Below are 26,362 nucleotides of genomic sequence, written 5' to 3'. Positions count from 1 at the left end.
GCCGGCGGTGGCTGCTCCCAGGGGCACGATCGAGGATTTCCTCGCCATGCTCGCCGCCGAACGCGGCGCGGCGCGCAACACCATCCTCGCCTATGGGCGCGACCTGGCGCAGGCGGAAGAACTGCTGGGCGGCGACCTCGCCGGGGCATCTGCCGCACAGCTGTCGAAGCTGGGGCAGGGCTGGGCCTCGCTCGCGGCATCGACCATGGCGCGCAAGATTTCGGCGCTGCGGCAGTATTACGGCTTCCTCCTCGACGAGGGGCTGCGCGAAGACGATCCGACCCATGCCCTGCCGCGCCCTGCCACGCGGCGGCCGCTCCCCAAGATCCTCAACCATGCGCAGGTCGAGGCCCTGTTCGCCCGCGCCGAGGACGAGGCCGCCAGCGACCGGCCCGAGGCTGTGCGCATGCTGGCGATGCTCGAACTGCTTTACGGATCGGGCCTTCGTGCGACGGAACTCGTCTCGCTGCCGATTTCGGCGGTCCCGCGCGACGAGCCGTTCCTGACCGTCACCGGCAAGGGCGGGCAGGCGCGCATGGTGCCGGTCAGCCGCCGGGCGAAGCAGGCACTGTCGCGCTGGCTAGCCTTGCGCGAACAGGGCTCGCGCTTCCTCTTTCCCTCGCGCAGCGGGCATATCTCGCGCGTCAGGCTGTTCCAGCTGCTCAAGGAATTGGCGGTGCGCGCCGGTTTGCCGCCCGAAAAACTCAGCCCCCACGTGCTGCGCCACGCCTTTGCGACCCATCTGCTGGAGGGCGGGGCGGACCTGCGCGCGCTGCAGACATTGCTCGGCCACGCCGATATTGCGACCACGCAGATCTACACCCATGTCGATGCGACACGGTTGGTAAAGCTGGTGAACGAACGCCATCCCCTTGCCCGTCCGCGCGCGAGCGACTAGCGGGTCTGCGATGATTTCCTATCTCGAATTCGAAAAGCCGGTTGCCGAGCTCGAAGCGCGCATTGCCGAACTGCGCAATGCGGCCGAGGGCGACGACGTCGACATTTCCAACGAGCTGCAGCGCCTCGAACTCAAGAGCGCGGACCTGCTTGCAACGACCTATGCCGCGCTGACGCCCTGGCAAAAGACGCAGGTCGCCCGCCATCCCTCGCGCCCGCACTTCCGCGACTACGTGGAATATGCGTTCGAGGAATTCGTGCCGCTGGGCGGCGACCGCGCCTATGGCGAGGACGAAGCGATCATGGGCGGCTTTGCCAAGCTGGACGGCCGCAAGGTCGTGCTGATCGGCCATGAAAAGGGCAATGATACCGCCAGCCGCCTGCGCCACAATTTCGGCATGGGTAAGCCCGAAGGCTACCGCAAGGCGATCCGCCTGATGGAACTGGCGGGCCGCTTCGGCCTGCCGGTGGTGACGCTGGTCGACACCTCGGGCGCCTTCCCGGGCGTCGAGGCAGAAGAGCGCGGGCAGGCAGAAGCCATCGCCCGTTCGACCGAGGCGTGCCTGGCACTGCCGGTCCCGATGGTCGCGACCATCGTGGGCGAGGGCGGTTCGGGCGGCGCGGTCGCGCTCGCCAGCGCCGAACGGGTGCTGATGCTCGAACATGCGGTCTATTCGGTGATTTCGCCCGAAGGCTGCGCCTCGATCCTGTGGCGCACCGCCGAAAAGGCGCCCGATGCAGCCGAAGCCATGAAGGTGACGGCGCAGAACCTTGCCGAGCTCGGCGTCATCGACCGGATCGTTGCCGAGCCCGTCGGCGGGGCGCACCGCGACCCACGTGCAGCCGCTCATGCGCTGGGCGAGGCGATCGGCGAGGAACTCGATATGCTGTCGCGCTATTCGCCCGAAGAGCTGATGCGGATGCGCGAGGAACGCTTCCTCAAGATCGCGGGCTGAGCCTTAGTTTCGGGATGCGGGAACAATTAGCCGCATCCCCCTGTTTCCCCTAGCGTATAAGAATCGGCCCGGCGGCGGTGGGACCCGCAAGGCCAGAATCAAGGGGAACCCAATGTCCGCAATGAAGACACTCGCCGCCTCGACCGCGACGCTCGCGCTCGCGCTGACCGGCTGCGCCACCATTCCCGACAGCTCGGCACCGATCTCGCAGGGCGAAGCGCAGCAGGGCGCACAGGCGCATCCGCAGCTGCTTGCCGAATTCGGCGGCGCGATGACCGGCCCGCAGGCACAGTACGTTGAGACTGTCGGACAGAACATCGCGGTGCAGTCCGGCCTCGGCAATGCCCGCAGCGCCTTCACCGTGTCGCTGCTCAACAGCCCGGTGAACAACGCCTTCGCGATCCCCGGCGGCTACGTCTACACGACGCGCCAGCTGGTCGCGCTGATGAACAACGAGGCGGAACTGGCCGGCGTGCTGGGCCACGAAGTCGGCCACGTTGCCGCGCGCCATTCGCAGCGTCGCCAGCAGGCCGCGCAGCGCAACTCCATCCTCGGGGTGCTCGGCGCGATCGCCAGTTCCGTCCTGCTCGGTAATTCGGGCCTCGGCCAGCAGCTCGGACAGCTGTCGCTGCAGGGCTCGCAGCTGCTGACGCTCAAGTTCAGCCGCGAGCAGGAGCTCGAGGCGGACCGTCTCGGCATCCAATACCTCAACACCGCCGGTTACGACACGCGCGCCATGGCGACGGTGCTGTCGAGCCTGGCGGCGCAGAACGCGCTCGATGCGCAGCTGATGGGCCGCGACAATGCGCGCCTGCCCGAATGGGCCTCGACCCACCCCGATCCGGCAAGCCGCGTGCAGACCGCGCTCAGCTTCGCGCAGCAGACCGGCGGCACGGGCGGGGTGACCAACCGCGACACCTTCCTGACGCGTATCGACGGCATCCTGTACGGCGACGATCCGCAGCAGGGCGTGGTCGAAGGGCGCCAGTTCATCCATCCGGACCTGCGCCTCGCCTTTACCGCGCCGCAGGGCTTCTACATGGTCAACGGCACGCGCGCGGTGACTATCAGCGGGCAGAGCGGCAAGGCCCAGTTCTCGATGGGCCCGTACAACGGCAATCTGCAGAGCTATGTCAGCAGCGTCTTTGCGGCGCTCAGCCAGCAGCAGCAGATCACCCCGTCCAGCATCCAGCGCACGACTGTGAACGGCCTTCCGGCCGCTTATGGCACCGCGCGAGTGGCGAATGGCGGGCAGCAGGTCGATGTGACCGTGTTCGCGTATGAATTTGCAAACGACCGGGCTTACCACTTCCTCGCGCTGACGCCGGCCGGCCAGTCGGGGACCTTCAACGCCATGTTCCAGTCGATGCGGCGCATCTCCACCACCGAGGCGGCGAATGTCATTCCGCGCAGCATCGACGTAGTGACGGTGGGTTCGCGGGACACAGTAGCCACGATGGCTGCGAAGATGGCCTATTCCAATGCGCAGGAAACGCGCTTCCGCGTACTCAACGGCCTGTCGTCCAGCGACACCGTTCGCGCGGGCCAGAAGGTGAAGATCGTCGTGCGCGGCCGCTAGGTCGCCGCGCTTTCATTCCGCGCAACAAAAAAGGCGGCGAGGGTGACCTCGCCGCCTTTCTGTTTGGCTGAAAGCCGTGTCGATTAGACAGCAGCGTTGGCGGTTGCCATTGCCGAGTCGGTCGTGTTGAACGTGGTGCTCAGCTCCTGGCCGAGGCTCTGCATGGCAGTGATCGCAGCAACGGCGATGAGAGCGGCAATCAGGCCGTACTCGATGGCGGTTGCACCTTCTTCGTTGCGACGCAGCTTGTTGATGAACTTCATGTCTAGTCTCCTGGTTCAGTCTTCAATACCCGGCTCTCACCCCTGTTGCGGTTCGAGCTATCCTCTTTCTGCCTCGGACAAGTTGACAATTCCCTAATCGCCAACCGTCTTTGGTTTTCTCGCCTCAGACCCCGGTAACCGTGGCGACAGTCGTGCTGACGTTGTTCCACATGTTGATGGTGGTCTGACCGACCCCAGTCACGGCGGTCATCATGCCGAGAAAGATCAGAGCGAGGATCAGCCCGTACTCAATAGCGGTGGCGCCGGAGTCATCGCGTCCCAGATTTTTGAGAAATTCGATCACTTGTCCTGCCCCTCGATTGAATTCGTAGCTGACATCGTCGAACTACGCGGTGACCCGTTAAGAAAGGGTTTCGAAGGATCTCGCTTTTGGAAAATAATCCGACATGGATGTGCGTGGTGGCGCTGGCCCTGCAGGACGCAAGCGGGCGCTGGCTGCTGCACAAGCGACCCGTAAACAAGCATCACGGCGGCCTGTGGGAATTCCCCGGCGGCAAGGTCGAACCGGCTGAAAAGCCTGCATCTGCGCTGGTTCGCGAGATCGGCGAGGAGCTGGGCATCGCGATTCGCGAAGCCGACCTTGCGCCCTGCTGCTTTGCTGAAGAGGCGCAGGGAGAGGGCAGGGCGCCGATTGTAATCCTGCTTTACACCTGCAGCCGCTGGACGGGCGAGGTGGCAGCGCTGGAAGGCGGCGAGGTCGCCTGGTTCGCGCCCGATGCCATCGCCGGACTGGACAAGCCGCCGCTCGATATCGCGCTTGCCGCACGCCTGCTGGAAAAAATGCCCGATTAGGTGTTGCCAAGGGCAGAGCACCTGCCTATGTGCCGCCCTCCAACGCGCCAGTAGCTCAGCTGGATAGAGTACCTGACTACGAATCAGGCGGTCGGAGGTTCGAATCCTTCCTGGCGCGCCAAACAAGCCCATGACCCGCAAGGGTCGTGGGCTTTTTTGGTTTCGGCGCCGGTGAAATCAGTCTTCCTGGTCTTCCAGCCAGTGCATGTCGTCGTCGCTAAAGCCGAAATGGTGGCCGGCTTCGTGGATCACGACATGGCGCACCAGCTCGTCCATCCGCACGCCCGTATCGCGCCATTCGGCGATCAGCGGCTGGCGGAACAGCCAGATGCGGGCAGGCTGGCGTCCGCTTTCCCAGATTGACCGGTCGGGCAGCGACACGCCTTCGTAAAGGCCGCTCAGCTCCCATTTATCGTCGAGGCCGACGCTGGCGAGTTGTTCGTCCGTGGCGAATTCTTCGACCCTCATCACGATCTCTTCCATCTGCTCGCGGAATTGCGCGGGCAGCGTCGCGCGGACGGCTTCCGCCATCTGCTGCATCTGTTGCTGGGTCGGGCCGGGGCGAAGGTGGAGCATCGCCTTCATATGAGTCGCGCATTCGCATCCTGCAAGAACGGAACCCGCTCGGCTTTCGCCTGTTCAGGAAGGCAAAGGAGAAACCCGATGACCCAAGCCACCGAAATCTTCGAACGCCTAAAGGAAGATCACGACCGCCACCGCGACCTGATCGACAAGCTGCTCGACACCAGCGGCGAGAGCGAGGAGCGCAAGGAGCTATTCACGGAGCTGACCAAGGAGCTGAAGGCCCACGCCGCAGCCGAAGAGCAGGCGCTCTATTCGACTATGCTGCGCAAGCCCCCGACCACGGACGAGACGCGCCACTCGGTCGCGGAACATCACGAGCTGGACGAAGCGCTCAACGACCTTGCCGCGACCGACATGTCGGAAGGCGGCTGGCTGACCAAGTTCAAGACCTTCGCCCACGACTATCGCCACCACATCGACGAGGAAGAGGAAGAGCACTTCCCCGATTTCGAGAACTATCTCGAAGACGACGACATGAAGCACATGCGCCAGGTGTTCGAACGCCGGAAGAAGGAAGAGAAGGCCGAGGCCGAGGTGACGCCCGAGAAAAAAGAGGACGCCAAGGAATAGGATGGCCACGGGGGTGGGGGACGACACCGAAAAACCGGTCGATCCGAAACGCGTGTCCCGGCTCGACGACGGCGTCGAGCCGGGCGTGTGGCGTTACGAGAAGGTCGAGCGTGCGCGCGTGATCATCGATGCGGCGGACTATTTCGCCGCCATGCAGGAAGCGATGCTCAATGCGCAGCACCGCATTTTCCTGATCGGCTGGGACTTCGATACGCGCATCCACCTCACTGACGGGCGCCGCTGGTGGCAAAGGCCTTACCGGCGCGAATTTCCCTCACGGCTGGGGGGCTTCTTTTCGTGGCTGGTGCGCCACCGTCCCACGCTGGAGATCCGCATCCTGAAATGGAGCTTCGGGATCTTCAAGTTCGTCGTGCGCGGCTCGATGTGGTGGGACCTCATGCGCTGGGCACGGCACCGCCGGATCGATTTCAAGTTCGACAGCGCGCACCCCACCGGGTGCAGCCACCACCAGAAGATCGCCGTGCTCGACAACCGGCTGGCTGTGTGCGGCGGGATAGACATGACCGTGAAGCGCTGGGACACGCGCGACCACGAAGAAGACAATCCGCATCGCAAGACGCCGCGCGGCCAGGCCTACGAGCCCTGGCACGATGCGACCATGATGATGGAAGGCGCGATTGCAGACGCGCTAAGCGAGCTGGGTCTGGACCGCTGGGAACGCGCCGGCGGCAAGCCGTTGCTGCCGATCAAGGCGCGGACGGACAGCCTGTGGCCCAAGGAACTGGAGCCGACCTTCGAGAACGTGGAGGTCGGCATCGCCCGGACCCGTGCCGCCTATCGCGACTGGGACGCGGTGAAGGAAATCGAGGCGCTGTTCGTCCAGCACGTCCAGCGGGCGAAGAAGTTCATCTATGCCGAGAGCCAGTACTTCGCCTCGCGCAAGGTCGCAGAAGCAATCCTTGCTCGGATGCAGGAGGACGACCCGCCCGAGGTCGTGATCGTCCATCCCGCCAATGCCGACGGCTGGCTCGAACAGCAGGCGATGGATCATGCCCGCGCCGAACTGGTGCGCTGCATCGAGGAAGTGGACGATAACCACCGCTTCAGCATCTGGATGCCCTACAGCGGCGAAACCCCGATCTACGTGCACGCGAAGATGATGATCGTCGACGACGAGATCTTCCGCATCGGCTCGGCCAATCTCAACAACCGGTCGATGGGGCTGGACAGCGAATGCGACGTATTCGTCGATGCGGCGCGCAAGGGGAACGAGCACGCTGTCGACGCCATCCGCGCGATCCGCCATTCGCTGCTGGCCGAGCATTGCGGGGTCGAGGAAAGCGAGATGCCCGACCTGCTGGCGCGCTACGGTTCGATGGCGGGCATGATCGACCACACCGTCAGCGAAGGCGGGCGCAACCTCAAGCGATACCATCCGCCCGAACTGACCGAGGCGGAAAAGAAGGTTGCGCACAGCAGCCTGCTGGACCCCGAAGATCCCGACGACATGTTCGAGCCGTTTGCAAAGGGCGGGCTTTTCCGCAAGGGAACGCGGCTCGAGAGGGTTCGCAGCAGAATCAGAGGAAAATGGGGCAAATGAGCAGCCTTGTAGGACCGGACGAAGACGACCCGCGCGGCAAGCCGCCCGTACCCGAACACGTGCAGCAGGCGATCCGCACGCTGATCGAATGGACCGGCGACGACCCGACCCGCGAAGGGCTGGTCGATACGCCCGCGCGCGTCGCGCGCGCGTGGAAGGAATATTGTCTCGGCTACGGTGAAGACCCCGGCTACCATCTCAGCCGCGTGTTCGAGGAAGTCGGCGGCTACAACGAGATCGTGCTGCTCAAGGACATTCCCTTCCAGTCGCATTGTGAACATCACATGGCCCCGATCATCGGCAAGGCGGCAATCGCCTACCTGCCGAACGACCGCGTGGTCGGCATTTCAAAGCTCGCCCGCGTGCTCCACGGCTTCGCCCGCCGCCTGCAGGTGCAGGAACGCCTGACCGCCGAAGTGGCCGACTGCATTTGGGAACACCTCCAGCCGCAGGGCGTGGCCGTGGTTATCGAGGCAGCGCACAGCTGCATGACCGCGCGCGGTGTGCGCACGCCGGGCGTCGGCATGATCACCAGCCGGATGATGGGCACCTTCCTCGAAGACCAGCGCAGCCGCAAGGAAGTGCTCAGCCTGATGGGTTACGGTTGAGGCAATCGATCCGTTCATCCAGCTGACAGTATCGGGGGCGCAGGTTCCCGGGCATCAACAGGAGAGGACTTGCCATGGGAATTCTAGTCTCGGCCCTTCCGTTCGTTGCGATCGGACTAACCGCCGCCCAAGCCGACTATTCGGAGCAGTACGAGAAGATCGCCGTTGCGGTCAGTTCGGTACAGACCTGCGAACAGCTGGGTTACACGGTCGACCGCGATGGCCTAGTCGGCTGGACGAGGGATGCGCAGCAAAGCGCCATGGCAAGCGGCCTCACTGAAACCGAAGCCCGCGCGCGGCTCGAACAGGCGGTCAATGCGCAGCACGCAGCCGATTTTGAACGTTTCGCCGATGCCAAGCGCATGGAGCATTCGGAGGAAGCCGTCGCGCGCAACAACCGCCTGTGGCGCTCGCGCTGCAGCGGTCTGGCCGAAGGATCGATGACAGCCGCCTTTTTCACCAAGGCGGAAGGTTGAGCAGGACCGGCCGGAGCCTACCAGCCATGATCAGCCGCCCATCAGGCGCCTGAAAAAGCCGCGCTTGCGTGGGGCAGGGGCGGTTTCGCCGACGACGGTGAAGAGATAATTGCCCAGCTGGACCGCCTGTTCCTTGCTCAGGAAATAACGGAATTCGCGTACGTCCTCGTCTCTTTCGACGATCTTGCGGGTGCTTTGCATCTTGAGCGCGATGCGTTCTCCCGCCGGAGTCGAGCTCCAGCCGAGCAGGATGCCGAAGTTCTCGTCGCCGCTGTTTTTGCCCTCTGCCATGCACCAAAGACTGCGCCCCGCCTTGCTGCGAGGCAAGACGGGGCGCAGGATTGTCCGCAATCGGGACAGATTGCAGGCTTACATCTGCTCGAGCATGTGCTCCGCGCTCGATACCGAGAAGTCACCCGGCGCCTCGACGTTGAGCTGCTTCACCACGCCGTCCTCGATAAGCATCGAATAGCGCTGGCCGCGCTTGCCCATGCCGAAACCCGAACCGTCCATGGTCAGGCCGACAGCTTCGGCGAAGTCGCCATTGCCGTCTGCCAGCATAGTCACGTCGCCGGCCTCGTTAGCATTCTTCCACGCGTCCAGGACAAAAGCGTCGTTGACCGCGGTGCAGGCAATCTCGTCCACGCCCTTGGCCTTCAGTTCCTCGGCCTTGTCGACATAGCCGGGCAGGTGGCGCGCCGAACAGGTCGGGGTGAACGCGCCGGGCACCGAAAACAGCGCCACGGTCTTGCCCTTGAAATACTCGCTCGACTGGACCTGCTGAGGCCCATCGGGCGTCGCCTTCACCAGCTTCACATCGGGGAGGCTGTCGCCAACAGCGATTGTCATTTGATAAAACTCCTGTGTCTTCCCATCCACACTCACGATGTAGAGCGACGAGCCGTGCATGCAAGGGAGTCGGATGGTTAAGGTTGGTTTACTGCGCGGCTTTAACTCCCGGTAAAATTTTGCACTCATGTTTTCCATCGCGGGCAACGGGTCGCTCGCGAAGGGAGACCAGGGACTATGAAAAATCTGAGGGATATTGCGCTTGCGGCATCTGCCGCTGCGCTGCTTTGCGTGCCTACCACTGCCAGCGCCGGGACGGGCGACGAGCAGATCCGCAAGCTGGACATCATGCTGATGGTGACTTCGCTTCGGTGCCGGATGGGTTCGGACGACTTCCAGCACCATTATCGCAAGTTCTCTTCCAACCACCTGCACACGCTGAACGGTGCGGCACGGCGGATGGAGCAGGGCCTCGTCAAGCGCCACGGCGCGCGCGGCGCGAAGCGGGCGCTCGACAAGATGAGCGTCGGAATGGCGAACGAATACGGACAGGGCCATCCCTGGCTGGGCTGTTCGGAACTGAAGGAAATCACCTCCGACCTCTCGCAGTCGAGGGATCCTGCCGTGCTGGCGCAGGCCGCCGACGAACTGCTGGGTCCGCGCCCGGCAGGCGGCGGCCGCTACGCGCGGCGCTGAGGCCTTTCGGGATACGCAAGGGAGGGCGGCAGAGGGGGCGCTGTTGCCCTCCCATAAATCACAAGCTAGGGGCGGCGCTAACAGTGCCGCCCCTTCTCGTATGCGCGGTACCCGTTCCATCCTATCGAACGAAAAGGACCGCTCGTGGCCCAGTTTACCGACTACGTCGTCAAGGACATCTCGCTCGCCAATTACGGACGCGAGGAAATCCGCATCGCCGAAACCGAAATGCCGGGCCTGATGGCGACGCGCGAGGAATACGGCGCTGCGCAGCCGCTGAAGGGCGCGCGCATCACCGGCTCGCTCCACATGACGATCCAGACCGCCGTACTGATCGAGACGCTGACCGCGCTGGGCGCCGAAGTGCGCTGGGCGACCTGCAACATCTTCTCCACGCAGGACCATGCCGCTGCCGCGATCGCCGCGCAGGATATTCCCGTTTTCGCCATCAAGGGCGAAAGCCTGGCCGAATACTGGGACTATGTCGGCCGCATCTTCGACTGGTCGAGCGATGAGGACCCGGACTGCACCGCCAACATGATCCTCGACGATGGCGGCGATGCCACCATGTTCGCCCTGTGGGGTGCGCGCATCGAGGCGGGCGAGGAAATGCCGGCCCCGACCAATGCCGAAGAAATCGAGATGCAGCGCGCGCTCAAGGACTTCGTGAAGAAGAAGCCGGGCTACCTCACCAAGACGGTGAAGGCCATTAAGGGCGTTTCGGAAGAGACCACCACCGGCGTCCATCGCCTCTACCACCTTGCCAAGCAGGGCAAGCTGCCGTTCCCGGCGATCAACGTGAACGACAGCGTGACCAAGTCGAAGTTCGACAACCTCTACGGCTGCCGCGAATCGCTGGTCGACGCGATCCGCCGCGCGACCGACGTGATGCTGTCGGGCAAGGTCGCCTGCGTCGCCGGTTACGGCGATGTCGGCAAGGGTTCGGCCCAGTCGCTGCGTAACGGCGGCGCACGCGTGCTCGTGACCGAAATCGACCCGATCTGCGCCCTGCAGGCGGCGATGGAAGGCTACGAGGTCGTGACGATGGAAGACGCGGTCACCCGCGCCGACATCTTCGTCACCACCACGGGTAACGAGGACGTCATCACCGCCGAACACATGAAGGCGATGAAGCCGATGAGCATTGTCTGCAACATCGGCCACTTCGACAGCGAGATCCAGATCAGCGCGCTCGACAATTACGAGTGGACCGAGCTGAAGCCCGGCACCGACCTGGTGAAGTTCCCCGACGGCAAGGAAATCATCGTGCTGGCCAAGGGCCGCCTGGTGAACCTCGCCTGCGCGACCGGCCACCCCAGCTTCGTGATGAGCTGTTCCTTCACCAACCAGGTGCTGGCCCAGATCGAGCTGTGGAAGAACACGGACGACTACGAAAACGACGTCTACGTCCTGCCCAAGCACCTCGACGAGAAGGTCGCTGCGCTCCACCTCGACAAGCTGGGCGTCAAGCTGACCAAGCTCAGCAAGGAGCAGGCGGACTACATCGGCGTGCCGGTCGAAGGCCCGTTCAAGCCGGAACATTACCGCTACTGATCGCAAAACGCCCGTTTTTCGGCGGGTAAGCAAGGCAATAGGGCGGCGGGGCATTGCATCCCCGCCGCTGGCCGCATAGCTGGCGGGTAATGGAAGTCTCGCCCGCACTCCTTCCCCTGATCGGCGTATTGCTGGCCGTGTGGACCGGCGCGGCCGTCTGGCTGATGCTGCGCGCCACCAATCGCGCGCAGGCGGCGGAATCGCATCGCAAGGCAGCCTTGCGGCTTGCGCGCATGGTCGAGGAAGGCCCCGCCATCCCGCTGATGGTGCGCAGCGACGGCCGGATCGAGGCGCCCGACCGCTTCGCCCGCTGGCTCGGCCTCGACCGCGTGCCCGAATATCTCAGCGAACTGGCGCGCGAGGACGGGACCGGTCTTGCCGAAGACCAGATCGAACAGCTTTCCACGCTGGTCCGCCGCACGCAGAAGAGCGCCAAGCCGTTCAAGATGTCGCTGCGCCCGCCCGGCTCGGGCAAGACACTGGCCCTGCGCGGCGCGCTGGCGGACCCGGCCGTGTCGCCCAGCGGCGCGGCGCTGGTCTGGGTATTCGATTTCACCGAGACCGAAGACGAACTTGCCCGCCTCGGCGAAGAGGCTGCGCGTGCGCGTGACGATTTCGGCGCGCTGGTCGGCCTGATCGAGGCCGCGCCCATGCCGATGTGGTTCCGCGGCGCAGACATGCACCTGCGGCTCGTCAACCGCGCCTATGTCGAGGCGGTGGGCGGCACCAGCGCGGACCAGGTCGTGACCGACCAGGTGGAACTGGTCGAAACTGTCGGCGGACGCACGGCTGCCGAAGTCGCCCAGCAGGCCGCCGACCGCCGCCAGCCGATCGAGCGTATCGTGTCGGCCACGATCAAGGACGCGCGCCGCACGATCCGCGTGACCGACCTGCCACTGATGGGCGAGGGGATCGCCGGATACGCGGTCGATATCGAGGAAATGGAAGAGCAGGCCCGCGAATTCCGCGCTTTCCGCGAAGCGCAGCGGTCCATGCTCGACCAGCTGTCGATCGGCGTCGCGCAGTTTGATGCGCGGCGCAGGATGACCTTTGCGAACCAGCCGTTCCACCGCGTCTTCTCGTTGCCGCCGGGCGTGGTCAACGAACGCACCACTTTCGAGCAGATGCTGATGGTCGCGCGCGAGAACGGGCGCATTCCCGAAGTGCGCGATTTTCCCGCATGGCGCGGCGAACTAGTCGGCTGGTTCCAGAAGGACGAGCCGGAGGAAATGGCCTGGCCGCTGTCTGACGGCACGCATTTGCGCGTCGTCGCCCAGCCGCTGCCCGACGGCGGGCTGGTGCTGATCGCGGAAGACCGGACCGAACAGCTCAACCTGTCCGCCACGCGCGACACCTTGCTGCGCACCCGCACGGCGACCTTCGACAGCCTGTTCGAAGCGCTCGCCGTCTTCGCGCCCGACGGGCATCTCGAACTGTGGAATCGCGGTTTCCCACGCGCCTGGGGTCTCGACAGCGAAGTGCTCGACAACCATCCGCAGGCAGAAGAGCTGCTGGAAGCGATTGCCGGACAGCTGGCCGATCCCAAGGCGGTCTCTCAGATCGGCCAGACTATCCGTTCGGCGACGCTCGACCGCAAGAACCGCGAAGGGCGTATCGAGCTCGCCGACGGGCGCACGCTCGATTACGCGGGCGTTCCTTTGCCCGACGGCAATGGCCTCCTCACCGTGATGGACGTCACTGCCTCGCAGCAGGCGGAAGAGGCGCTGCGCGAACGCAACCGCGCGCTGGAAGAAGCCGACGCGGTGATGACGCGCTTCCTCGCCAACATGAGCTACGAATTCCGCACCCCGCTCACGACCATCGGCGGCTTTGCCGAAATGCTGGAGAGCGGGCTGGCGGGCGACCTGACACCGCAGGCGAAGGAATATGTGGCGGCGATCACCCAGTCGGTCGGCAAGTTGACCGAGCAGGTGGAAAACGTGCTCGACCTATCGCAGTCCGAAGCCGGGCTGATGCCGCTGCGCAAGGGGCGGGTCGAGCTGCTGCCGATGCTGACGAAGATCGTGCGCAAGCGAGAACAGTCGATCCTCGACGGCGGCCTGACGCTCGACCTCAAGGGCAATGCCAACAAGATCGTCGAGGCGGACGAGCAGCAGCTGCAGCGCGCAATCGGCCAGCTGCTCGACAATGCCATCGGCAACACGCCGCCCGGCGGCCGCATCGTTATCGACGTGGCCAAGCAGCGCGGGCTCAACCGCATTTCCATCACAGATAACGGGCGCGGCATGAGCCAGCACGAACTCGCCCGCGCGCTGGAAGGCATCCGCATGGCGGCCGACGGCAAGGGGATCGAGCGCCGCCACGGCCTCGGCATCCCGCTCGCGCGGCAGCTGGTCGAAGCGCATGGCGGGACGCTGGAAATCCAGAGCCGCCGCAATGCGGGCACCAGCGCGGTCATCACGCTGCCGTGACGAGCGCGCCGGTCATCGAACCGCTGCCGGACCTCCCGGCGATGGAGGAATTCGGCAAACGCATCGCGGCCCGCCTGCAGCCGGGTGACGTGGTAGCGCTGTCGGGCGGGCTGGGGGCAGGCAAGACCACGCTCGCGCGCTCGATCATCGCGGCGCTGGGGCATGCAGGCGAAGTGCCGTCGCCGACCTTCACCATCATCGAGACCTACGAGCACCTGCGCGTGCCGCTGGTCCATGCCGATTTCTACCGGCTCGAAGATCCTTCCGAAGCGGAGGAAATCGGCCTCGACGATTACCGCGAAGGTGCCGCGCTGATCGCCGAATGGCCCGATCACGCAGGCGGCTTCGCGCATGAGGCAGCCTGCCTCGAAATCACGCTGGAAACCGTGGGCGAGGGGCGCAGGGCCGTTGTCGCGGCGGGCGAAGCTTGGCAAGGGCGGATGCCATGAACCACACGCTGCCGCAGGGCATTCACGAGTTTCTTGGCGACACCGCATGGCAGGGGGCGGAAATCGCGCCGCTGGTCGGGGACGCCAGCTTCCGCCGCTATTTCCGCCTGCGCATGGGCGGGCGCAGCGCCATGCTGATGCATGCGCCGCCCCCGCATGAAGATCCCGCGCCTTTCCTCCATGTCGCGCACTGGCTGGCCGCCAATGGCATGCGCGCACCGGAAATCTACGCGGAACTGCCCGAACAGGGCTGGGTCCTGACCGAGGATTTCGGCGATTTCCGCATGAAGGAATGGATCGACGAGCATCCGGGCGACGAACAGGCCGTCTATGCGCAGGCGATCGACGCGCTGGTGCAGCTGCACCGCCTGCCCGCCGGTCCGTTCGAGCCTTACGACATGGCCGTCTACCAGCGCGAGGCGGGACTGTTCACCGAGTGGTATTGCCCTGCCGCAGGTCTCTCGGTCGATGAAGCGGGCTGGACCCGCGCATGGGACGAGGCGCTCGCGCCGCTGCTCGAGCGCCAGCAGCCCGGTGTGACGGTGCTGCGCGACTATCATGCGGAGAACATCATGCTGCTCGAACCAGGCAAGCTGGGCGGGGAGCAGGGCATCATCGATTTCCAGGACGCGCTGGTCGGGCACAAGGCTTACGACCTCGTCAGCCTGCTGCAGGACGCGCGCCGCGACGTGTCGGAACAGCTCGAACACGACATGATGTGCCGCTACCGCGCGGCTGCCGATCCGGACGAGCATTTCGAGGCCGACTACGCCCGCCTCGGTGCACAGCGGAACGCCAAGATCGTCGGTATCTTCACGCGCCTCTACAAGCGCGACGGCAAGCCGCGTTACCTGCGCATGATCCCGCGCGTGTGGAAGGCCATGGAACGCGACCTGCAGCACGAAGCGCTCGCCCCAGTCGCGGCGTGGTTCGAGGCCAATATCCCGCAGGCGCTGCGCGATGCGCATGGCGGGGAGATCGCATGACCAATCTCGCCTCCGACACGGTGATGCTGATGGCGGCAGGCCTCGGCAAGCGGATGCGTCCGCTGACCGCCGCCATGCCCAAGCCGATGGTGCGCGTTGCCGGAAAGCCGCTGATCGACCGCGCGATGGACCGGATCGAGGATGCGGGCATCGCGAAGGCGGTGGTGAACGTCCACTACCTTGCGGAATCGATCGAGGCGCATCTCAAGGCCCGCAAGAGCCCTTCCGTCACCTTCTCGGACGAACGCGCGGAACTGCTCGAAACGGGTGGGGGCATGGTCAAGGCGAGCAAGGCGGGCCTGCTGCCCGACCCCTTCTTCGCCTGCAATGCCGACAGCATCTGGCTGGACGGGCCGCGCAACGCCTTCCGCGACCTCTCGCATGCCTGGGACCCGGACCGCATGGACGCGCTGCTGCTGGTCGTGACCCATGCGCGGGCGCATAATTTCGACGGGACGGGCGATTTCTACATGGACGGCGCAGGTCGGCTGAAGCGCAAGCTGCCCGGCCGGATTGCGCCCTTCATCTACACCGGCATCCAGCTGGTCTCGCACCGTCTGCTGCGCGATGCGCCCGACGGCAAGTTCTCGACCAATATCCTGTGGGACCGCGCCATTACCGAAGGCCGCCTGTTCGGCGTCGCCTTCACCGGCCTGTGGTACGAAGTCGGCACGCCGCAGCACATCAGGCCTACCGAAGAGGCATTGACGGGTGGCTGAGGAAGGCAGGGTCGCAAACCAGCCGAAGGTCTACTCCATCGCCGCCCACCGCGGTTTTGCCGATGCGCTCGTGGCGGGACTTGTCCCGCGCTATGCCGAGGACGGGCTCGGCCTTGCCCGACTCACGCTCCTGTTACCGAGCAGCCGCGCCCGCCGCACGATTGCCGAGGCGTTCATCCGCCATGCGGGCGAGAACGGCACGCCCGGCCTGCTGATGCCGCGCATGGCCGTGGTCGGCGATCTCGACCTCGACGAGGCACTGGGCCCGCTGCTCGACCCGCTCGGCACCAGCGACATCAAGCCCGCCATCGACCCGCAGCGGCGCATGTTCGCGCTCGCCGCGCTGATTGCGGAGGAAATGGGCGCCGAAGCCCCCAAGGGCGCGACGCTGCTACGCCTCGCCCGCGAAACCGGCGCGACGATGGACCGCCTGCTGGTGGAGGACGTGGGGCCCGAGCAATTGCTCGACGAGAAGGTCCTCGCGATCCACCCCAGCCTGTCCGAACACTGGCAGAAATCGCTGCGGATATTCGCTCGCGTGCAGGTCAGATGGCTCGCGTGGCTGGAAGCGAACGGCGCGCTCGATGCAGCGGCAAGGCGCAACCGCCTGTTCGACCATGCCGCCGCCCGCTGGAAGGCGAACCCGCCTGCAACCCCGATCGTCGCGGCCGGTGTGACCAGCGCCGCGCCCGCGCTCGCGAGGCTCTTGCGCGTGGTTGCCGACCTGCCGCAGGGCGCGGTGATCCTGCCCGACTTCGACCTCACGATGAGCGGCGAGGTGTGGGACGAGCTGGGCAGGGCAGGCAACCGCCCCACGCCCGACGACACCGTCTTCGACCGCGAGGATGCGGTCACGCACCCGCAGTACCACCTCAAGCTCCTGCTCAATCGCATGGGCGTGCGCCGCGAGGAAGTGCAGCCATGGCACCGCAAGGGCATGACTGCCGCTCCGCCGGAGCGCAGCCACGCCATTGGCGCGCTGTTCCTCCCGCCCGAAGCGAGCAAGGTCTGGGTCGACCTGCCGCCCGAAAAGCGCCGACTTGCCGGGGTGCGGGTCATGCAATGCGCCAATCCCGAAGAGGAGGCGCAGGCCATCGCCCTGCTGGTGCGCGAGGCGGTCGAGCAGCCTGAAAAGCGGGTCGCCGTCGTCACGCCCGACCGCGCGCTTGCCCGCCGCGTGGTGCATCACCTCGCACGCTGGGACATACTCGCCGACGATTCCGCCGGTCGCCCGCTCTCGCAGACGGCGGCGGGCCGGGCCTTCCTGCTCGCTGCCGAGGTCATGGCGGAAAATGCCATGTCGGTGCCGCTGATGGCGCTGCTCGGCCACCCGCTGGCAAGCGGCGGGATGGAACGCGGCGTGTGGCTGCGCCAGCTGCGCCGGGTGGAGCGCGAATTGCGCGGGCCGCGGCTCGAAGCGGGCCTCGATCCTGTGCGAGAAACCGTCGCCAAGCTGTCGGAAAAGCACGGCAATGTGGCGAAGTTCTGGGAGGCTGCCGAAGCCGCGCTCGCACCGCTGGTGGCGCGCGATCACGATGCCGCCGCGCCGCTCGGCGACCTCATCGATACGCTGGCCGCCAGTGCCGAGGCGCTGTGCGGCGAACGGCTATGGGCGCGCGAGGACGGGCGCAGCCTAGCCTCGTTCGTGGAGGATTTCCGCCTCCATGCCCGCGAGGCAGGGTTTTCCGTCGCCCCGCGCGACGTCGCCGCGCTCCTGTCCGACGCGATGGAGCAGGTGGCGGTCCGCCCGCCCTATGGCGGCCATGCGCGCGTTCAGGTGCTCGGCCTGCTGGAGGCGCGCATGAACCGGGCCGATCTCGTCATCTGCGCCGGCCTCAACGAGGGCGTATGGCCCGCGCGCGGCAGCGTCGATGCACTGCTCGCCCCGCCGGTACTGCGCAATCTCGGCGTGCCCGGCAGCGATTTCCGCATCGGCCTTTCCGCGCACGACCTTGCCGGGACGCTGGGCGCGCCCGAAGTCGTGCTGAGCCGTGCGGCGCGTGACGAGGGCGGACCTGCCATCCCCAGCCGTTTCCTGCTGCGGGTTCAGGCGCTGCTGGGCGACCAGCTGTCCCGCCACGAGGAAAAGCGCGCGGTCGAACTGGCGAAGGCCATTTCGCGGGCGGACCCTGCCGCGCCCTATCCGCGCCCGAAGCCCATGCCGTCTGCCGAGCAGCGACTGGTCGACATTTCCGCCACCGCGCTCGACCGGCTGCGGGGCGATCCCTACCAGTTCTACGCCGGCAAGATCATGCAGCTAGCCGAACTCGACGCGCTCGATGCCGAACCCTCGCCTGCCTGGCAGGGCACGGTGGCGCACGAAATCCTCCAGCAATGGCACGAGGCCGATCCCAAGGTGCCGATCGCAGAGGTGATGGACCGCGTGTTCGAGGCACGCAACGTCCACCCGCTGATGCGCGGGCTGTGGCAGCCGCGGCTGCAGCAGGCGCTCGAATGGGTGGAGCACGAGATCACCCATGCCGACGGGCGTGAGGTCGTGGCGGTGGAACAGTGGGGCGAGATGCATGTCGACGGCGTGCGCGTCCACGGCAAGATCGACCGGCTCGACCGCTTCGCCGACGGGACGCTGGGCATCGTCGACTACAAGACCGGATCGCCCCCGTCTTCAAAGATGGTGGAACAGGGGTTCGCGCTCCAGCTTGGCCTGCTCGGCATGATGGCGGGCGAAAGCGGCTTCGGCGGCGTGAAGGGCGAGGCGAGCGCGTTCGAATACTGGTCGCTCGCCAAGGCAAAGCCGGACACCAACCCCTTCGACTTCGGCTATGTCGAGACCCCGCTCAAGATCGGCAACAAGCGTACCGGTATCGAGCCGGAGGACTTCCTGCCCGAGACCGAGACCTACCTGACCGATGCCATCACGCGCTGGATCAAGGGCGACGATCCTTTCACCGCGCGGTTCAACCCCGATTACCCGGCCTACGACACCTATGACCAGCTGATGCGGCTGGAGGAATGGCTGCCGCACATGGACGTCGAGGAGGACGAGGCATGAGCGGCAAGGTCTATCCCCTCGTCGGCCACCAGCGCGATGCGGTCGACCCGCAGGAAAGCGTGTGGCTGTCGGCCAGCGCAGGCACCGGCAAGACGCAGGTGCTGTCCGCGCGCGTGTTGCGCCTGCTGCTGGAGCAGGGCGCGGACCCGTCGCAAATCCTCTGCCTGACTTTCACCAAGGCGGGTGCGGCCGAAATGGCCGTGCGCGTGAACGAGGTGCTGGCCCGCTGGGTGCGCATGGAAGACACGCAGCTGGCCGAAGAGCTGGGCAACCTTGGCGCGCGGACTGATCCCGATACGCGGGCGCGGGCACGATCGCTCTTTGCCCGCGTGCTCGATTGCCCGGGCGGTGGCCTCAGGATCGATACGATCCACGCCTTTGCGCAATACCTGCTTGCCGCCTTCCCGGCAGAGGCGGAAATCCTGCCCGGCAGCCAGCCGATGGAGGACCGCGAGCGCGATCTCCTCAGCCGCGAGGTGCTGGGCGAATTGCTGGAAGAAGGCGATCCGCGCTTCGTGGAAGCGATAGCGGAGATGAGCCGCCGCAAGGGCGCCGATGCTGTGCGGGGCTGGCTGATGAAATGCGCCGGCTACCTCGATCTGTGGAAGCTGCCCGGCTGGCAGGGCGATTTGTCCGGCGCGGTCCGGCGCGTGCTGGGCGTGCCGGGCGATGCAGGGCCCGAATGGGTAGGCGATGCCTGCAGCGACGCGGTGTTTCCAGTCGCCAGCCTGCTTGCCTGCAGCCGCATCAATGCGGAATGGGGCACCAAGACCGGCCTCGACAATGCCGATTTCGCCGCTTCGTGGCTGGCCGCCGGAACGCAGGACCGGCTGGCCATGCTCGACGGCTTCTTCGGCACGCTGCTGACCAAGAAGGGCGAGCCGAGCAGGCTCGGCAACCTTGAGAAGATCGACCCGTCCTATGGCGGCAGGATCGAAGAGGTGCTCGAGGGCATCGAACGCGTGGCGCAGCGGCGGGCCCTGCTCGCCCTGGCCGAATTCCTCGCCCCGCAGCTGGAGGCCGGACGCGCTTTCGCGCTGCGCTGGCAGGAGGCCAAGGCGCGCGAGGGGCTGGTTGATTTCGACGACCTCATCCAGCGCGCTGCGCACCTCCTCTCCGATGCGGCGGTGGCGGACTGGATCCGCTACAAGCTCGACCGTAGTTTCGACCATATCCTCGTCGACGAAGCGCAGGATACCAACCGCGCCCAGTGGCAGATCGTGGAGGCGCTGACCGACGATTTCTTCTCGGGCGAAGGCGCAAGGTCGGACCATATCCGCACGATTTTCACCGTGGGCGATTTCAAGCAGGCGATTTTCGGCTTTCAGGGCACCAGCCCGCGCAATTTCGCCGAGGCGCGGGACCGCTTCGCCGAACGGATGCGCCGCGCCGCCGAAGCTGCGGACGAGGCACGCGGGGCACAGCGGGCGCGCACCTTGCAGGAATACGGTCTCGGCCAGAGCTTCCGCACCGCCGACAACGTCCTCGATTTTGTCGATGCGGCGATCGGTGCGATCGGGTCCGAACGTCTTGGCCTTGACCGCGCGGCGGAAGCGCACAAGGGGCAGGACCGCCCCGGCCTGGTGGCGCTGTGGAATACCATCCATGCCGACAGCGGGATGGAAGAGGGCGAGGCGGACGACAGCTGGCTGGGCAAGCACGACCGCAAGCTCGCCGACCGCATCGCGCGGCAAGTGAAGCGCTGGATGGACGACGGCTTCCCGCTGGTGAAAGGCGACCGGCCGCGCCGCGCGGGGCCGGGCGACGTGATGATCCTGGTGCGCAAGCGCCGCGACCTCGCCTCGCTGATCGTCGCGCGGCTCTATCGCCACGGCGTGCCGGTTGCGGGCGTAGACCGCCTGCGGCTGGGCAATCCGCTGGCGGTGAAGGACCTGATGGCCGCCATCCGCTTCGCAGCGCAGCCGCTCGACGATCTGACGCTGGCAAGTCTGCTGGTCTCGCCACTGGTCGGCTGGTCGCAGGAAGAGCTGCTCGAACACGGTTTCCGCCCCAAGGGCGTGCGCCTGTGGGAGCATTTACGCGAGGGCAAGCACCCACGCGTGGTGCAGACGGTTTCCGATCTACGCGAGATCCTGCGCCGCGCCGATTACGACAGCCCGCAGCAATTGCTGCACTGGATACTCGTCGGCCCGATGGATGGCCGGCGTGCGCTGGTGGCACGGCTGGGGCGCGAGGCGAACGACCCGATCGACGAATTGCTCAACGCTGCCAATGCCTATGCCTCTGCCCATGTGGCGAGCCTGCAGGGCTTCATCCGCTGGTTCGATGCGGGCGAGGGGGAGATCAAGCGCGAGGCGGGCGAGGGCGGGGACCAGGTCCGCGTCATGACCGTGCATGGCTCCAAGGGCCTGCAGGCGCCCATCGTGATCCTCGCAGATGCCGCCATCGGGCCGGACGGTGCGGGCGATCTCGAACTGGCCGACAGGCCGATTGGCACCGACCTTGTCCATCCCGTGCCGCTGCCGGGCCTGCGAAAGGACGAGAAGGTCGGACCGTTGAGTGAAGCGGAAGACATTGCCTCAGCCGAAGCGATGGAGGAGCATTGGCGCTTGCTTTACGTCGCCATGACGCGCGCAGAAGAAGCGCTGTTCATCGGCGGCTCGCTCGGCCCGCGCGATGCGAAGAACGGCCCGCACGAGGACAGCTGGTACGCGCGCTTGAAGCCGCTGTTCGGCGACGAGGCGCTGGAAGACGATTTGTGGGGTGCGCGCTGGGAATGGGGCGCGCTGAGCGATGCCAAGCTGCCGCCGCCCTCTGCCGAGGCAGAACCGCGAACCGAATTGCCCGACTGGGCCCAGCGACCCGTAGGCCCCGAACCGCGGCCGCCGCGCCCGCTCGCTCCCTCCGGCCTCGGCGAGGTCGAGGGCAGCGATCCGCCGCTGCCACCCGAAATCGCGGCAGGTGCCGCGCGGCGCGGCGTGTTGATCCACGCCCTGCTCGAACGCCTGCCCGAAGTGGTGGAGGACGAGCGCGAGGCGAGGGCAACCGCTTGGCTGGCGAAACAGGCGCCCGACCTGCCCGAAGCCGAGCGGGCCGAAATGCTTGCCCGCGCACTCGACGTGCTGCGCGAACCGGCTTTCGCGGCCATCTTCGCGCCCGGCGCGCTGGCGGAAATCCCGCTGGCCGCGACCGTGCAGGGGCAGGTGGTCATGGGCACTGCAGACCGCCTGCTGGTGACGGACGACACGGTCACGGTGGTCGATTTCAAGACCGCGCGCCGCCCGCCTGCCTCGCTTGGCGCGGTGCCGGAGACGACCTTGCGCCAGATGGCGGCCTATGTCGCCGCGCTGGAGGCGATCTATCCCGGGCGGCGCGTTTCGGCCGCGGTGCTCTATACCCAGACCCCGCAACTCATCGCCTTGCCCGAAAGTGCTCTCGCACCCTACAAGGCCGCCTTCCCGGATCGGCAGGAAAGCTTTGCCCTGCCGCCGCTTGAGTAATTACCCCCGCCGCACCACATCGGCGCCAGACACGAATTCAGGAGATATCCCATGGCCACCATCAACGTAACCGACGAAGGCTTCCAGAAGGACGTGCTCGACAGCGACAAGCCCGTCCTCGTGGACTTCTGGGCGGAATGGTGCGGGCCGTGCAAGATGATCGCCCCGGCGCTGGAAGAACTGTCGGACGAACTGGCCGACAAGGTCACGATCGCCAAGATGGACATCATGGAAAATACCGGCGTCCCCGGCTCGATGGGCGTGCAGTCGATCCCCTATCTCGTGCTGTTCAAGAACGGCGAGCCGACCGCCCAGATGCGCGGCGCTGCGCCCAAGGGCCAACTCAAGCAATGGCTCGAAAGCGTCCTCTGACGCGCTGACACGCGCCTTTTTCCTGCCATCTTGTGCTGCGGCGCAGCACTGCTAAACGCGTGAGACCATGAAGCGCACGCATCTGCCCCTGAACGCCCTGCGCGTATACGACGCCGCCGCGCGTCACCTCAGCTTTACCCGCGCCGCGGACGAGCTGGCGGTGACGCCTGCCGCCGTGGGGCAGCAGATCCGCGCGTTGGAAGACCATCTCGGCACGGTGCTGTTCCGCCGCACGAGCAAGGGGCTGGAACTCACGCAGGAAGGCGCTGCCGGTCTCGACGCGCTGCGCGAAGGCTTCCTGAAGTTCGAGGAAAGCGTGTCTGCCATGCAGGCAGGGCAAGCGTCCGACAGCTATACGATCGCCTGCCCGCGCGAATTCTACGCGCAGTGGCTCGCCCCGCGCCTCGCGAAGTTCGGGGAAGCAAATCCCGACATCAAGTTCGCTTTCGTGGCGGACGAAAACGCCGATTTCACCGAAGCGAACCTCGATTGCGCGATCCGTCTCGTCGACGGCCCGGGCGATCTGCAGGGCGTGGAACTGGCCGCGGCCCGCCGCGTGACGGTGGCCGCACCCGGCGCACCGGACAAGTGGATCGACTGGGGCCTGCCGCTGCAGGACGGCGTGCAGGCGCATGTGACCGTCAGCAATGCAGGACAAGCGCTGTCCTCCGCCATGGCGGGACTGGGCAAGGCGATCCTGCCCGAACTGCTCGCCAAGGAAGCGATCGAGGCGGGCCAGCTCGAAGTGCTCGACGGTCCCGAACCCGGCACGCGCGCCTACTGGCTCGTCGCGCCGACGCCGCAATGGCGCACCAAGAAGGTCAAGGCGCTGGTCGCGTTCCTCGAAGGTGCGTGACGTAACGGTCCTGCGCACGGACCGATTCATTCTCAGACACCTTCGCAGCGACGATACTGCCGCGCTCTTCCCCACCTTCGCCGACGAAGGCCAGTGCCTCTACCTGACGCGGCCTGCGTTCACTTCCGAAGAGGAATTGTGGGGCTGGCTGGCCGAACCGGGGTGGAATGGCCGCACCTGGATTGCCGAGGATGACAACGGCACGGTCTGCGCCCGCCTCGTCGCCGTGCCCGGCCATGACGCGGGCGTCGAGGAAGTCGGCTACGTCACCGTGATGGACCGGCAGGGCGATGGCGTCGCGCGCGAATGTATGGTCGCATTGGTCGAGCACCTGTTCGCAGAAGGCTCTCGCAAACTCACCGCCGAAGTCGATATCGACAACACGCCCTCCATCCGCCTGCTGGAACGGCTCGGCTTCCAAAAGGAGGCGCTTTTCCGCCAGCACGAGACGACCCATGCAGGGCTTCGCGACGTGCTGGTTTACGGACTGCTGGCCAGCGATCCGCGCTAGGCGAAAGCGGCAAATACCGAAGCGATGCCCGGCGGGTCGGCTGCATCGCGCAGGCGGGCGAGCGCTTCCTCCACCTCGAGCACGAAGCCGCGGGTCATGTCGACGCTCCCATTGCCCACGCCCCCCAGCATCCGGGTGAAGCTGGCCGCGCTGTGGTTTTCCGACAGGGTTTCGACATGGAACCGCCTGATCCCTTCCTCGCGCGCGTCGAGCAGGATGGTCGCGGTCAACAGCTTGCCGAGGCCAAGGCCGTGGTAATCGTCCACGATGGCGACCGAAAACTCCGCGCAATCAGGATCGTTTTCATCGCGGAAGGCATGGACCGCGCCGATGGCGGGGCGCGCCTCTTGCGACAGGTCAATGGCGCCCCAGGCAAGGTGCTTCTCGCCGTCTGCATCGAGCAGGCGTTCGATCACCCAGTCGGGCGGGGTGCGCATGCCGGAAAAGAACCGCAGGTAGCGCGAGCGCGGCGACATCCGTTCGATCCCCTCGCGCATCAGCGCCTCGTCGGCAGGGGTCACGCGGCGGATGCAGACGGGTGTCGCATCCTCCAGCGCCGTGTCGATGGAGCCGGGGCCGCAGCCGCCGCGCCACGGCGCAAACGGGGGTTTGGGGATGCCGCTCTCGATGCTCATGCTCCGCCTTACGCGGGAGCCTGATAGCAGTTCCGCGCCGGAACCACGCGGGTTTTCAGCGCGTAATACCCCCTGAAAGGGGAAAACCATGCAAAATCAGAACAGTGGGTCGCACCACGGCAAGTGGAGCACTTTTTTCGCCATGATCGCCACATCCATAGTGACGATGTTCGTGCTCAAATATTCCAATATCTACGAAGCCGATCACGCCTTCTTCAGCCAGACCCGGATGTGGATGGCGTTGATGATGGGCATGGCGATGATCGTCATCATGCTCGGCTTCATGTGGGGCATGTACAAGACCTTCGCGACCAAGGTCGTCGTGATGGTCGGCGCCATCGCCGGTTTCTTCCTGTTCCTGTTCCTGGCGCGCAGCCAGTCGACGGTCGGGGACGAGGCATGGATGAAGGCCATGATCCCGCACCACTCGATTGCCGTGCTCACCAGCCGCCGCGCGGAAATCAGCGATCCGCGAGTGCGCAAGCTGGCCGATTCCATCATCGAGGCGCAGGTGAAGGAAATCGCCGAAATGAAACTGCTGCTCGAAGATATCGAGCGCAATGGCGAGATGGGCGATGGTACGCCCCTGCCGCCGCGCACGGCCGACCTGGCGCCCGAATTGCTCGAAAAGGCCAGGAAGACCGTCGAACGACCCGCAACGCCGGAGATTGCCGAGGAAATCGAGCCGGGCGCCTGACGCCCGGCCGAGCCTTAACCGCCCTTGGCCGAATAGGTCGCCCAGACGACCCGCTTGTTCGGTCCGAAGGCGATGATCTGGTAGGCTTGTCGCCGGTCGCCCGCTTCCATGCCGGGCGAGCCGAGCGGCATGCCGGCCACGGCAAGGCCGGTGATGCCCTTGGGGCGCTGCTTCAGCAGGCGTTCGATATCGGCGGCGGGCACATGGCCTTCGATCACCATGCCGTCGACAATGGCGGTGTGGCAGGAAACGAGCTCTGTGGGCACGCCCTTGCCCGACTTCAGAGCCGCGATATTCGGACTGTCGACGGACTTGGCCGTAACCTTTTCCTCGCCCTTCGCGAAATGGTCGTTGGCGTGCTTCAGCCATGACAGGCAGCAGCCGCAATTGGGATCGCGGTACATGGTGATGCTGGTCGCCTGCGCCGCACCGGCACAGGCCGCGAGTGCGAGGCCGAGCGTCATGCGAAGGGGGGTGCGGGTGAACGAGGTGAGGGTCATGGCTTCGTTTGTCCTGCTGTCTCTTGTTCGGTCCGGGGCGCGGCCTAACGCCGCTTTTCGAGGAGGTCGACCAGTTCTTCGAACTTCTGGCGCTGTTCCTTTTCGTCGCCGCTGGCGATGGCTTCGGACACGCAGCAGGCCGCGTGATCCTTCAGTACTTCGCTCTCCACCTTGGCGAGCGCGGACTTCACCGCCTGGATCTGGTGGAGGATGTCGATGCAATAGCGATCGTCCTCGATCATGCGGGCGATTCCGTTCACCTGTCCGGAAATCCGGTTCAGCCGGCGGATCTTTGCGGCAGACTTCTCGTTCATCTCGAAATGGGTCCTTCCAAATACCCCATGGGGGTATATATAGGGCCGCGAATACCCCCATGGCAACCGT

General features: G+C 65.8%; 28 protein-coding genes and 1 tRNA gene. 21 read left to right on the top strand and 8 right to left on the bottom strand.

The window, feature by feature from the left end; all coding sequences use genetic code 11:
- Positions 1-7: 7 nt before the first annotated feature.
- The 3 genes from LCL94_RS01450 (at position 8) to LCL94_RS01440 (ending at position 3,432) form a co-directional block, all read left to right on the top strand.
- Positions 8-898, top strand: a complete 891-nt coding sequence (locus LCL94_RS01450; protein ID WP_224830682.1) for a tyrosine recombinase — start codon at positions 8-10, stop codon at positions 896-898.
- A 10-nt stretch (positions 899-908) separates the two neighbouring features.
- The gene (locus tag LCL94_RS01445; RefSeq protein WP_224830681.1) at positions 909-1,853 is read left to right on the top strand and encodes an acetyl-CoA carboxylase carboxyltransferase subunit alpha; all 945 of its coding nucleotides are present in this window, start codon (positions 909-911) and stop codon (positions 1,851-1,853) included.
- 112 nt (positions 1,854-1,965) lie between these two features.
- Positions 1,966-3,432, top strand: a complete 1,467-nt coding sequence (locus LCL94_RS01440) for a M48 family metalloprotease (protein ID WP_224830680.1) — start codon at positions 1,966-1,968, stop codon at positions 3,430-3,432.
- Between the two features lie 83 nt (positions 3,433-3,515).
- Here LCL94_RS01440 and LCL94_RS01435 read toward each other — a convergent pair whose 3' ends face one another.
- Positions 3,516-3,695 carry a Flp family type IVb pilin gene (locus LCL94_RS01435; protein WP_160607361.1) on the bottom strand — a complete coding sequence of 60 codons (180 nt, stop codon included), beginning with the start codon at positions 3,693-3,695 and terminating at the stop codon, positions 3,516-3,518.
- Positions 3,696-3,819: 124 nt separating this feature from the next.
- Positions 3,820-3,999: a Flp family type IVb pilin gene (locus LCL94_RS01430; RefSeq protein WP_160607360.1), complete on the bottom strand. Its 180-nt coding sequence runs from the start codon at positions 3,997-3,999 to the stop codon at positions 3,820-3,822.
- An 86-nt stretch (positions 4,000-4,085) separates the two neighbouring features.
- On the opposite strand from LCL94_RS01430, the gene LCL94_RS01425 reads away from it, so the two are divergent.
- Together LCL94_RS01425 and LCL94_RS01420 are read left to right on the top strand one after the other, a co-directional pair.
- A complete protein-coding gene (locus tag LCL94_RS01425) occupies positions 4,086-4,508 on the top strand; it encodes a (deoxy)nucleoside triphosphate pyrophosphohydrolase (protein ID WP_318245558.1) in 423 nt (140 codons plus the stop codon).
- A gap of 44 nt (positions 4,509-4,552) precedes the next feature.
- Positions 4,553-4,629 (top strand) — tRNA-Arg (locus LCL94_RS01420).
- A 56-nt stretch (positions 4,630-4,685) separates the two neighbouring features.
- Here LCL94_RS01420 and LCL94_RS01415 read toward each other — a convergent pair.
- Positions 4,686-5,084 carry a metallopeptidase family protein gene (locus tag LCL94_RS01415; RefSeq protein WP_224830679.1) on the bottom strand — a complete coding sequence of 133 codons (399 nt, stop codon included), beginning with the start codon at positions 5,082-5,084 and terminating at the stop codon, positions 4,686-4,688.
- Positions 5,085-5,171: 87 nt separating this feature from the next.
- Here LCL94_RS01415 and LCL94_RS01410 point away from each other — a divergent pair, with 87 nt between their 5' ends.
- From LCL94_RS01410 to LCL94_RS01395, 4 genes are all read left to right on the top strand, one after another.
- The gene (locus LCL94_RS01410) at positions 5,172-5,663 is read left to right on the top strand and encodes a hemerythrin domain-containing protein (RefSeq protein WP_224830678.1); all 492 of its coding nucleotides are present in this window, start codon (positions 5,172-5,174) and stop codon (positions 5,661-5,663) included.
- A 1-nt stretch (position 5,664) separates the two neighbouring features.
- A complete protein-coding gene (locus LCL94_RS01405) occupies positions 5,665-7,224 on the top strand; it encodes a phospholipase D-like domain-containing protein (protein ID WP_224830677.1) in 1,560 nt (519 codons plus the stop codon).
- The gene (folE, locus tag LCL94_RS01400; protein ID WP_224830676.1) at positions 7,221-7,832 is read left to right on the top strand and encodes a GTP cyclohydrolase I FolE; all 612 of its coding nucleotides are present in this window, start codon (positions 7,221-7,223) and stop codon (positions 7,830-7,832) included. Before LCL94_RS01405 ends, folE begins: the two co-directional genes overlap by 4 nt.
- A 74-nt stretch (positions 7,833-7,906) precedes the next feature.
- Positions 7,907-8,308, top strand: a complete 402-nt coding sequence (locus LCL94_RS01395) for a hypothetical protein (RefSeq protein WP_224830675.1) — start codon at positions 7,907-7,909, stop codon at positions 8,306-8,308.
- A gap of 30 nt (positions 8,309-8,338) precedes the next feature.
- Here the strand turns inward: LCL94_RS01395 and LCL94_RS01390 are convergent, their stop codons facing one another.
- Both LCL94_RS01390 and LCL94_RS01385 read right to left on the bottom strand, forming a co-directional pair.
- Positions 8,339-8,599, bottom strand: a complete 261-nt coding sequence (locus tag LCL94_RS01390; protein WP_224830674.1) for a hypothetical protein — start codon at positions 8,597-8,599, stop codon at positions 8,339-8,341.
- Positions 8,600-8,677: 78 nt separating this feature from the next.
- Positions 8,678-9,157, bottom strand: coding sequence for a peroxiredoxin (locus tag LCL94_RS01385; protein WP_224830673.1), 480 nt, complete (start codon positions 9,155-9,157; stop codon positions 8,678-8,680).
- A gap of 231 nt (positions 9,158-9,388) precedes the next feature.
- On the opposite strand from LCL94_RS01385, the gene LCL94_RS01380 reads away from it, so the two are divergent.
- The 11 genes from LCL94_RS01380 (at position 9,389) to LCL94_RS01330 (ending at position 24,146) form a co-directional block, all read left to right on the top strand.
- Positions 9,389-9,793, top strand: coding sequence for an S-adenosyl-L-homocysteine hydrolase (locus LCL94_RS01380; RefSeq protein WP_224830672.1), 405 nt, complete (start codon positions 9,389-9,391; stop codon positions 9,791-9,793).
- A gap of 123 nt (positions 9,794-9,916) precedes the next feature.
- A complete protein-coding gene (gene ahcY / locus LCL94_RS01375) occupies positions 9,917-11,347 on the top strand; it encodes an adenosylhomocysteinase (RefSeq protein WP_409996151.1) in 1,431 nt (476 codons plus the stop codon).
- An 89-nt stretch (positions 11,348-11,436) separates the two neighbouring features.
- Positions 11,437-13,779: a PAS domain-containing sensor histidine kinase gene (locus LCL94_RS01370; RefSeq protein WP_224830671.1), complete on the top strand. Its 2,343-nt coding sequence runs from the start codon at positions 11,437-11,439 to the stop codon at positions 13,777-13,779.
- Positions 13,776-14,228: a tRNA (adenosine(37)-N6)-threonylcarbamoyltransferase complex ATPase subunit type 1 TsaE gene (gene tsaE / locus LCL94_RS01365; protein ID WP_224830670.1), complete on the top strand. Its 453-nt coding sequence runs from the start codon at positions 13,776-13,778 to the stop codon at positions 14,226-14,228. The genes LCL94_RS01370 and tsaE overlap by 4 nt, the downstream gene beginning before the upstream one ends.
- Complete coding sequence (locus tag LCL94_RS01360; protein ID WP_224830669.1) at positions 14,225-15,214, top strand: aminoglycoside phosphotransferase family protein; 990 nt, start codon at positions 14,225-14,227, stop codon at positions 15,212-15,214. Before tsaE ends, LCL94_RS01360 begins: the two co-directional genes overlap by 4 nt.
- Entirely contained in the window at positions 15,211-15,933 is a 723-nt protein-coding gene (locus LCL94_RS01355; protein ID WP_224830668.1) for a nucleotidyltransferase family protein, read from the top strand. Before LCL94_RS01360 ends, LCL94_RS01355 begins: the two co-directional genes overlap by 4 nt.
- On the top strand, positions 15,926-18,946 hold the full coding sequence (gene addB / locus LCL94_RS01350; RefSeq protein ID WP_224830667.1) for a double-strand break repair protein AddB: 3,021 nt from the start codon (positions 15,926-15,928) through the stop codon (positions 18,944-18,946). Before LCL94_RS01355 ends, addB begins: the two co-directional genes overlap by 8 nt.
- Complete coding sequence (addA, locus tag LCL94_RS01345; RefSeq protein ID WP_224830666.1) at positions 18,943-22,407, top strand: double-strand break repair helicase AddA; 3,465 nt, start codon at positions 18,943-18,945, stop codon at positions 22,405-22,407. Before addB ends, addA begins: the two co-directional genes overlap by 4 nt.
- A gap of 51 nt (positions 22,408-22,458) precedes the next feature.
- Positions 22,459-22,779 (top strand): thioredoxin, encoded by a 321-nt coding sequence (gene trxA / locus LCL94_RS01340; protein ID WP_160607343.1) that lies wholly within the window; start codon positions 22,459-22,461, stop codon positions 22,777-22,779.
- 67 nt (positions 22,780-22,846) lie between these two features.
- Positions 22,847-23,635, top strand: coding sequence for a LysR substrate-binding domain-containing protein (locus LCL94_RS01335; protein ID WP_160607342.1), 789 nt, complete (start codon positions 22,847-22,849; stop codon positions 23,633-23,635).
- Complete coding sequence (locus LCL94_RS01330; RefSeq protein WP_224830665.1) at positions 23,628-24,146, top strand: GNAT family N-acetyltransferase; 519 nt, start codon at positions 23,628-23,630, stop codon at positions 24,144-24,146. The genes LCL94_RS01335 and LCL94_RS01330 overlap by 8 nt, the downstream gene beginning before the upstream one ends.
- Here LCL94_RS01330 and LCL94_RS01325 read toward each other — a convergent pair.
- Positions 24,143-24,781 carry a GNAT family N-acetyltransferase gene (locus LCL94_RS01325; protein WP_224830664.1) on the bottom strand — a complete coding sequence of 213 codons (639 nt, stop codon included), beginning with the start codon at positions 24,779-24,781 and terminating at the stop codon, positions 24,143-24,145. The two genes, LCL94_RS01330 and LCL94_RS01325, sit on opposite strands and share 4 nt — an antisense overlap.
- An 88-nt stretch (positions 24,782-24,869) precedes the next feature.
- On the opposite strand from LCL94_RS01325, the gene LCL94_RS01320 reads away from it, so the two are divergent.
- Positions 24,870-25,478: a DUF305 domain-containing protein gene (locus tag LCL94_RS01320; protein ID WP_224830663.1), complete on the top strand. Its 609-nt coding sequence runs from the start codon at positions 24,870-24,872 to the stop codon at positions 25,476-25,478.
- A 14-nt stretch (positions 25,479-25,492) separates the two neighbouring features.
- On the opposite strand, the gene LCL94_RS01315 is transcribed toward LCL94_RS01320, so the two are convergent.
- Both LCL94_RS01315 and LCL94_RS01310 read right to left on the bottom strand, forming a co-directional pair.
- On the bottom strand, positions 25,493-25,978 hold the full coding sequence (locus LCL94_RS01315) for a DUF411 domain-containing protein (protein WP_224830662.1): 486 nt from the start codon (positions 25,976-25,978) through the stop codon (positions 25,493-25,495).
- Between the two features lie 44 nt (positions 25,979-26,022).
- On the bottom strand, positions 26,023-26,292 hold the full coding sequence (locus LCL94_RS01310) for a metal-sensitive transcriptional regulator (RefSeq protein WP_224830661.1): 270 nt from the start codon (positions 26,290-26,292) through the stop codon (positions 26,023-26,025).
- Between the last annotated feature and the right edge of the window lie 70 nt (positions 26,293-26,362).

Source organism: Qipengyuania gaetbuli, assembly GCF_020171365.1.
Classification (GTDB): domain Bacteria; phylum Pseudomonadota; class Alphaproteobacteria; order Sphingomonadales; family Sphingomonadaceae; genus Qipengyuania; species Qipengyuania gaetbuli_B.
The sequence above is the reverse complement of the archived record's forward strand: the minus strand, read 5'-3'. Positions and strand labels throughout refer to the sequence as shown.

Excerpts from the sequence above, each read along its gene's own strand:
- LCL94_RS01445 (WP_224830681.1), top strand. The coding sequence starts at position 909 with ATGATTTCCTATCTCGAATTCGAAAAGCCGGTTGCCGAGCTCGAAGCG.
- LCL94_RS01440 (WP_224830680.1), top strand. The coding sequence starts at position 1,966 with ATGTCCGCAATGAAGACACTCGCCGCCTCGACCGCGACGCTCGCGCTC.
- LCL94_RS01435 (WP_160607361.1), bottom strand. The coding sequence starts at position 3,695 with ATGAAGTTCATCAACAAGCTGCGTCGCAACGAAGAAGGTGCAACCGCC.
- LCL94_RS01415 (WP_224830679.1), bottom strand. The coding sequence starts at position 5,084 with ATGCTCCACCTTCGCCCCGGCCCGACCCAGCAACAGATGCAGCAGATG.
- LCL94_RS01410 (WP_224830678.1), top strand. The coding sequence starts at position 5,172 with ATGACCCAAGCCACCGAAATCTTCGAACGCCTAAAGGAAGATCACGAC.
- LCL94_RS01405 (WP_224830677.1), top strand. The coding sequence starts at position 5,665 with ATGGCCACGGGGGTGGGGGACGACACCGAAAAACCGGTCGATCCGAAA.
- folE (WP_224830676.1), top strand. The coding sequence starts at position 7,221 with ATGAGCAGCCTTGTAGGACCGGACGAAGACGACCCGCGCGGCAAGCCG.
- LCL94_RS01395 (WP_224830675.1), top strand. The coding sequence starts at position 7,907 with ATGGGAATTCTAGTCTCGGCCCTTCCGTTCGTTGCGATCGGACTAACC.
- LCL94_RS01390 (WP_224830674.1), bottom strand. The coding sequence starts at position 8,599 with ATGGCAGAGGGCAAAAACAGCGGCGACGAGAACTTCGGCATCCTGCTC.
- LCL94_RS01385 (WP_224830673.1), bottom strand. The coding sequence starts at position 9,157 with ATGACAATCGCTGTTGGCGACAGCCTCCCCGATGTGAAGCTGGTGAAG.
- LCL94_RS01370 (WP_224830671.1), top strand. The coding sequence starts at position 11,437 with ATGGAAGTCTCGCCCGCACTCCTTCCCCTGATCGGCGTATTGCTGGCC.
- LCL94_RS01360 (WP_224830669.1), top strand. The coding sequence starts at position 14,225 with ATGAACCACACGCTGCCGCAGGGCATTCACGAGTTTCTTGGCGACACC.
- LCL94_RS01355 (WP_224830668.1), top strand. The coding sequence starts at position 15,211 with ATGACCAATCTCGCCTCCGACACGGTGATGCTGATGGCGGCAGGCCTC.
- addA (WP_224830666.1), top strand. The coding sequence starts at position 18,943 with ATGAGCGGCAAGGTCTATCCCCTCGTCGGCCACCAGCGCGATGCGGTC.
- trxA (WP_160607343.1), top strand. The coding sequence starts at position 22,459 with ATGGCCACCATCAACGTAACCGACGAAGGCTTCCAGAAGGACGTGCTC.
- LCL94_RS01335 (WP_160607342.1), top strand. The coding sequence starts at position 22,847 with ATGAAGCGCACGCATCTGCCCCTGAACGCCCTGCGCGTATACGACGCC.
- LCL94_RS01325 (WP_224830664.1), bottom strand. The coding sequence starts at position 24,781 with ATGAGCATCGAGAGCGGCATCCCCAAACCCCCGTTTGCGCCGTGGCGC.
- LCL94_RS01320 (WP_224830663.1), top strand. The coding sequence starts at position 24,870 with ATGCAAAATCAGAACAGTGGGTCGCACCACGGCAAGTGGAGCACTTTT.
- LCL94_RS01315 (WP_224830662.1), bottom strand. The coding sequence starts at position 25,978 with ATGACCCTCACCTCGTTCACCCGCACCCCCCTTCGCATGACGCTCGGC.
- LCL94_RS01310 (WP_224830661.1), bottom strand. The coding sequence starts at position 26,292 with ATGAACGAGAAGTCTGCCGCAAAGATCCGCCGGCTGAACCGGATTTCC.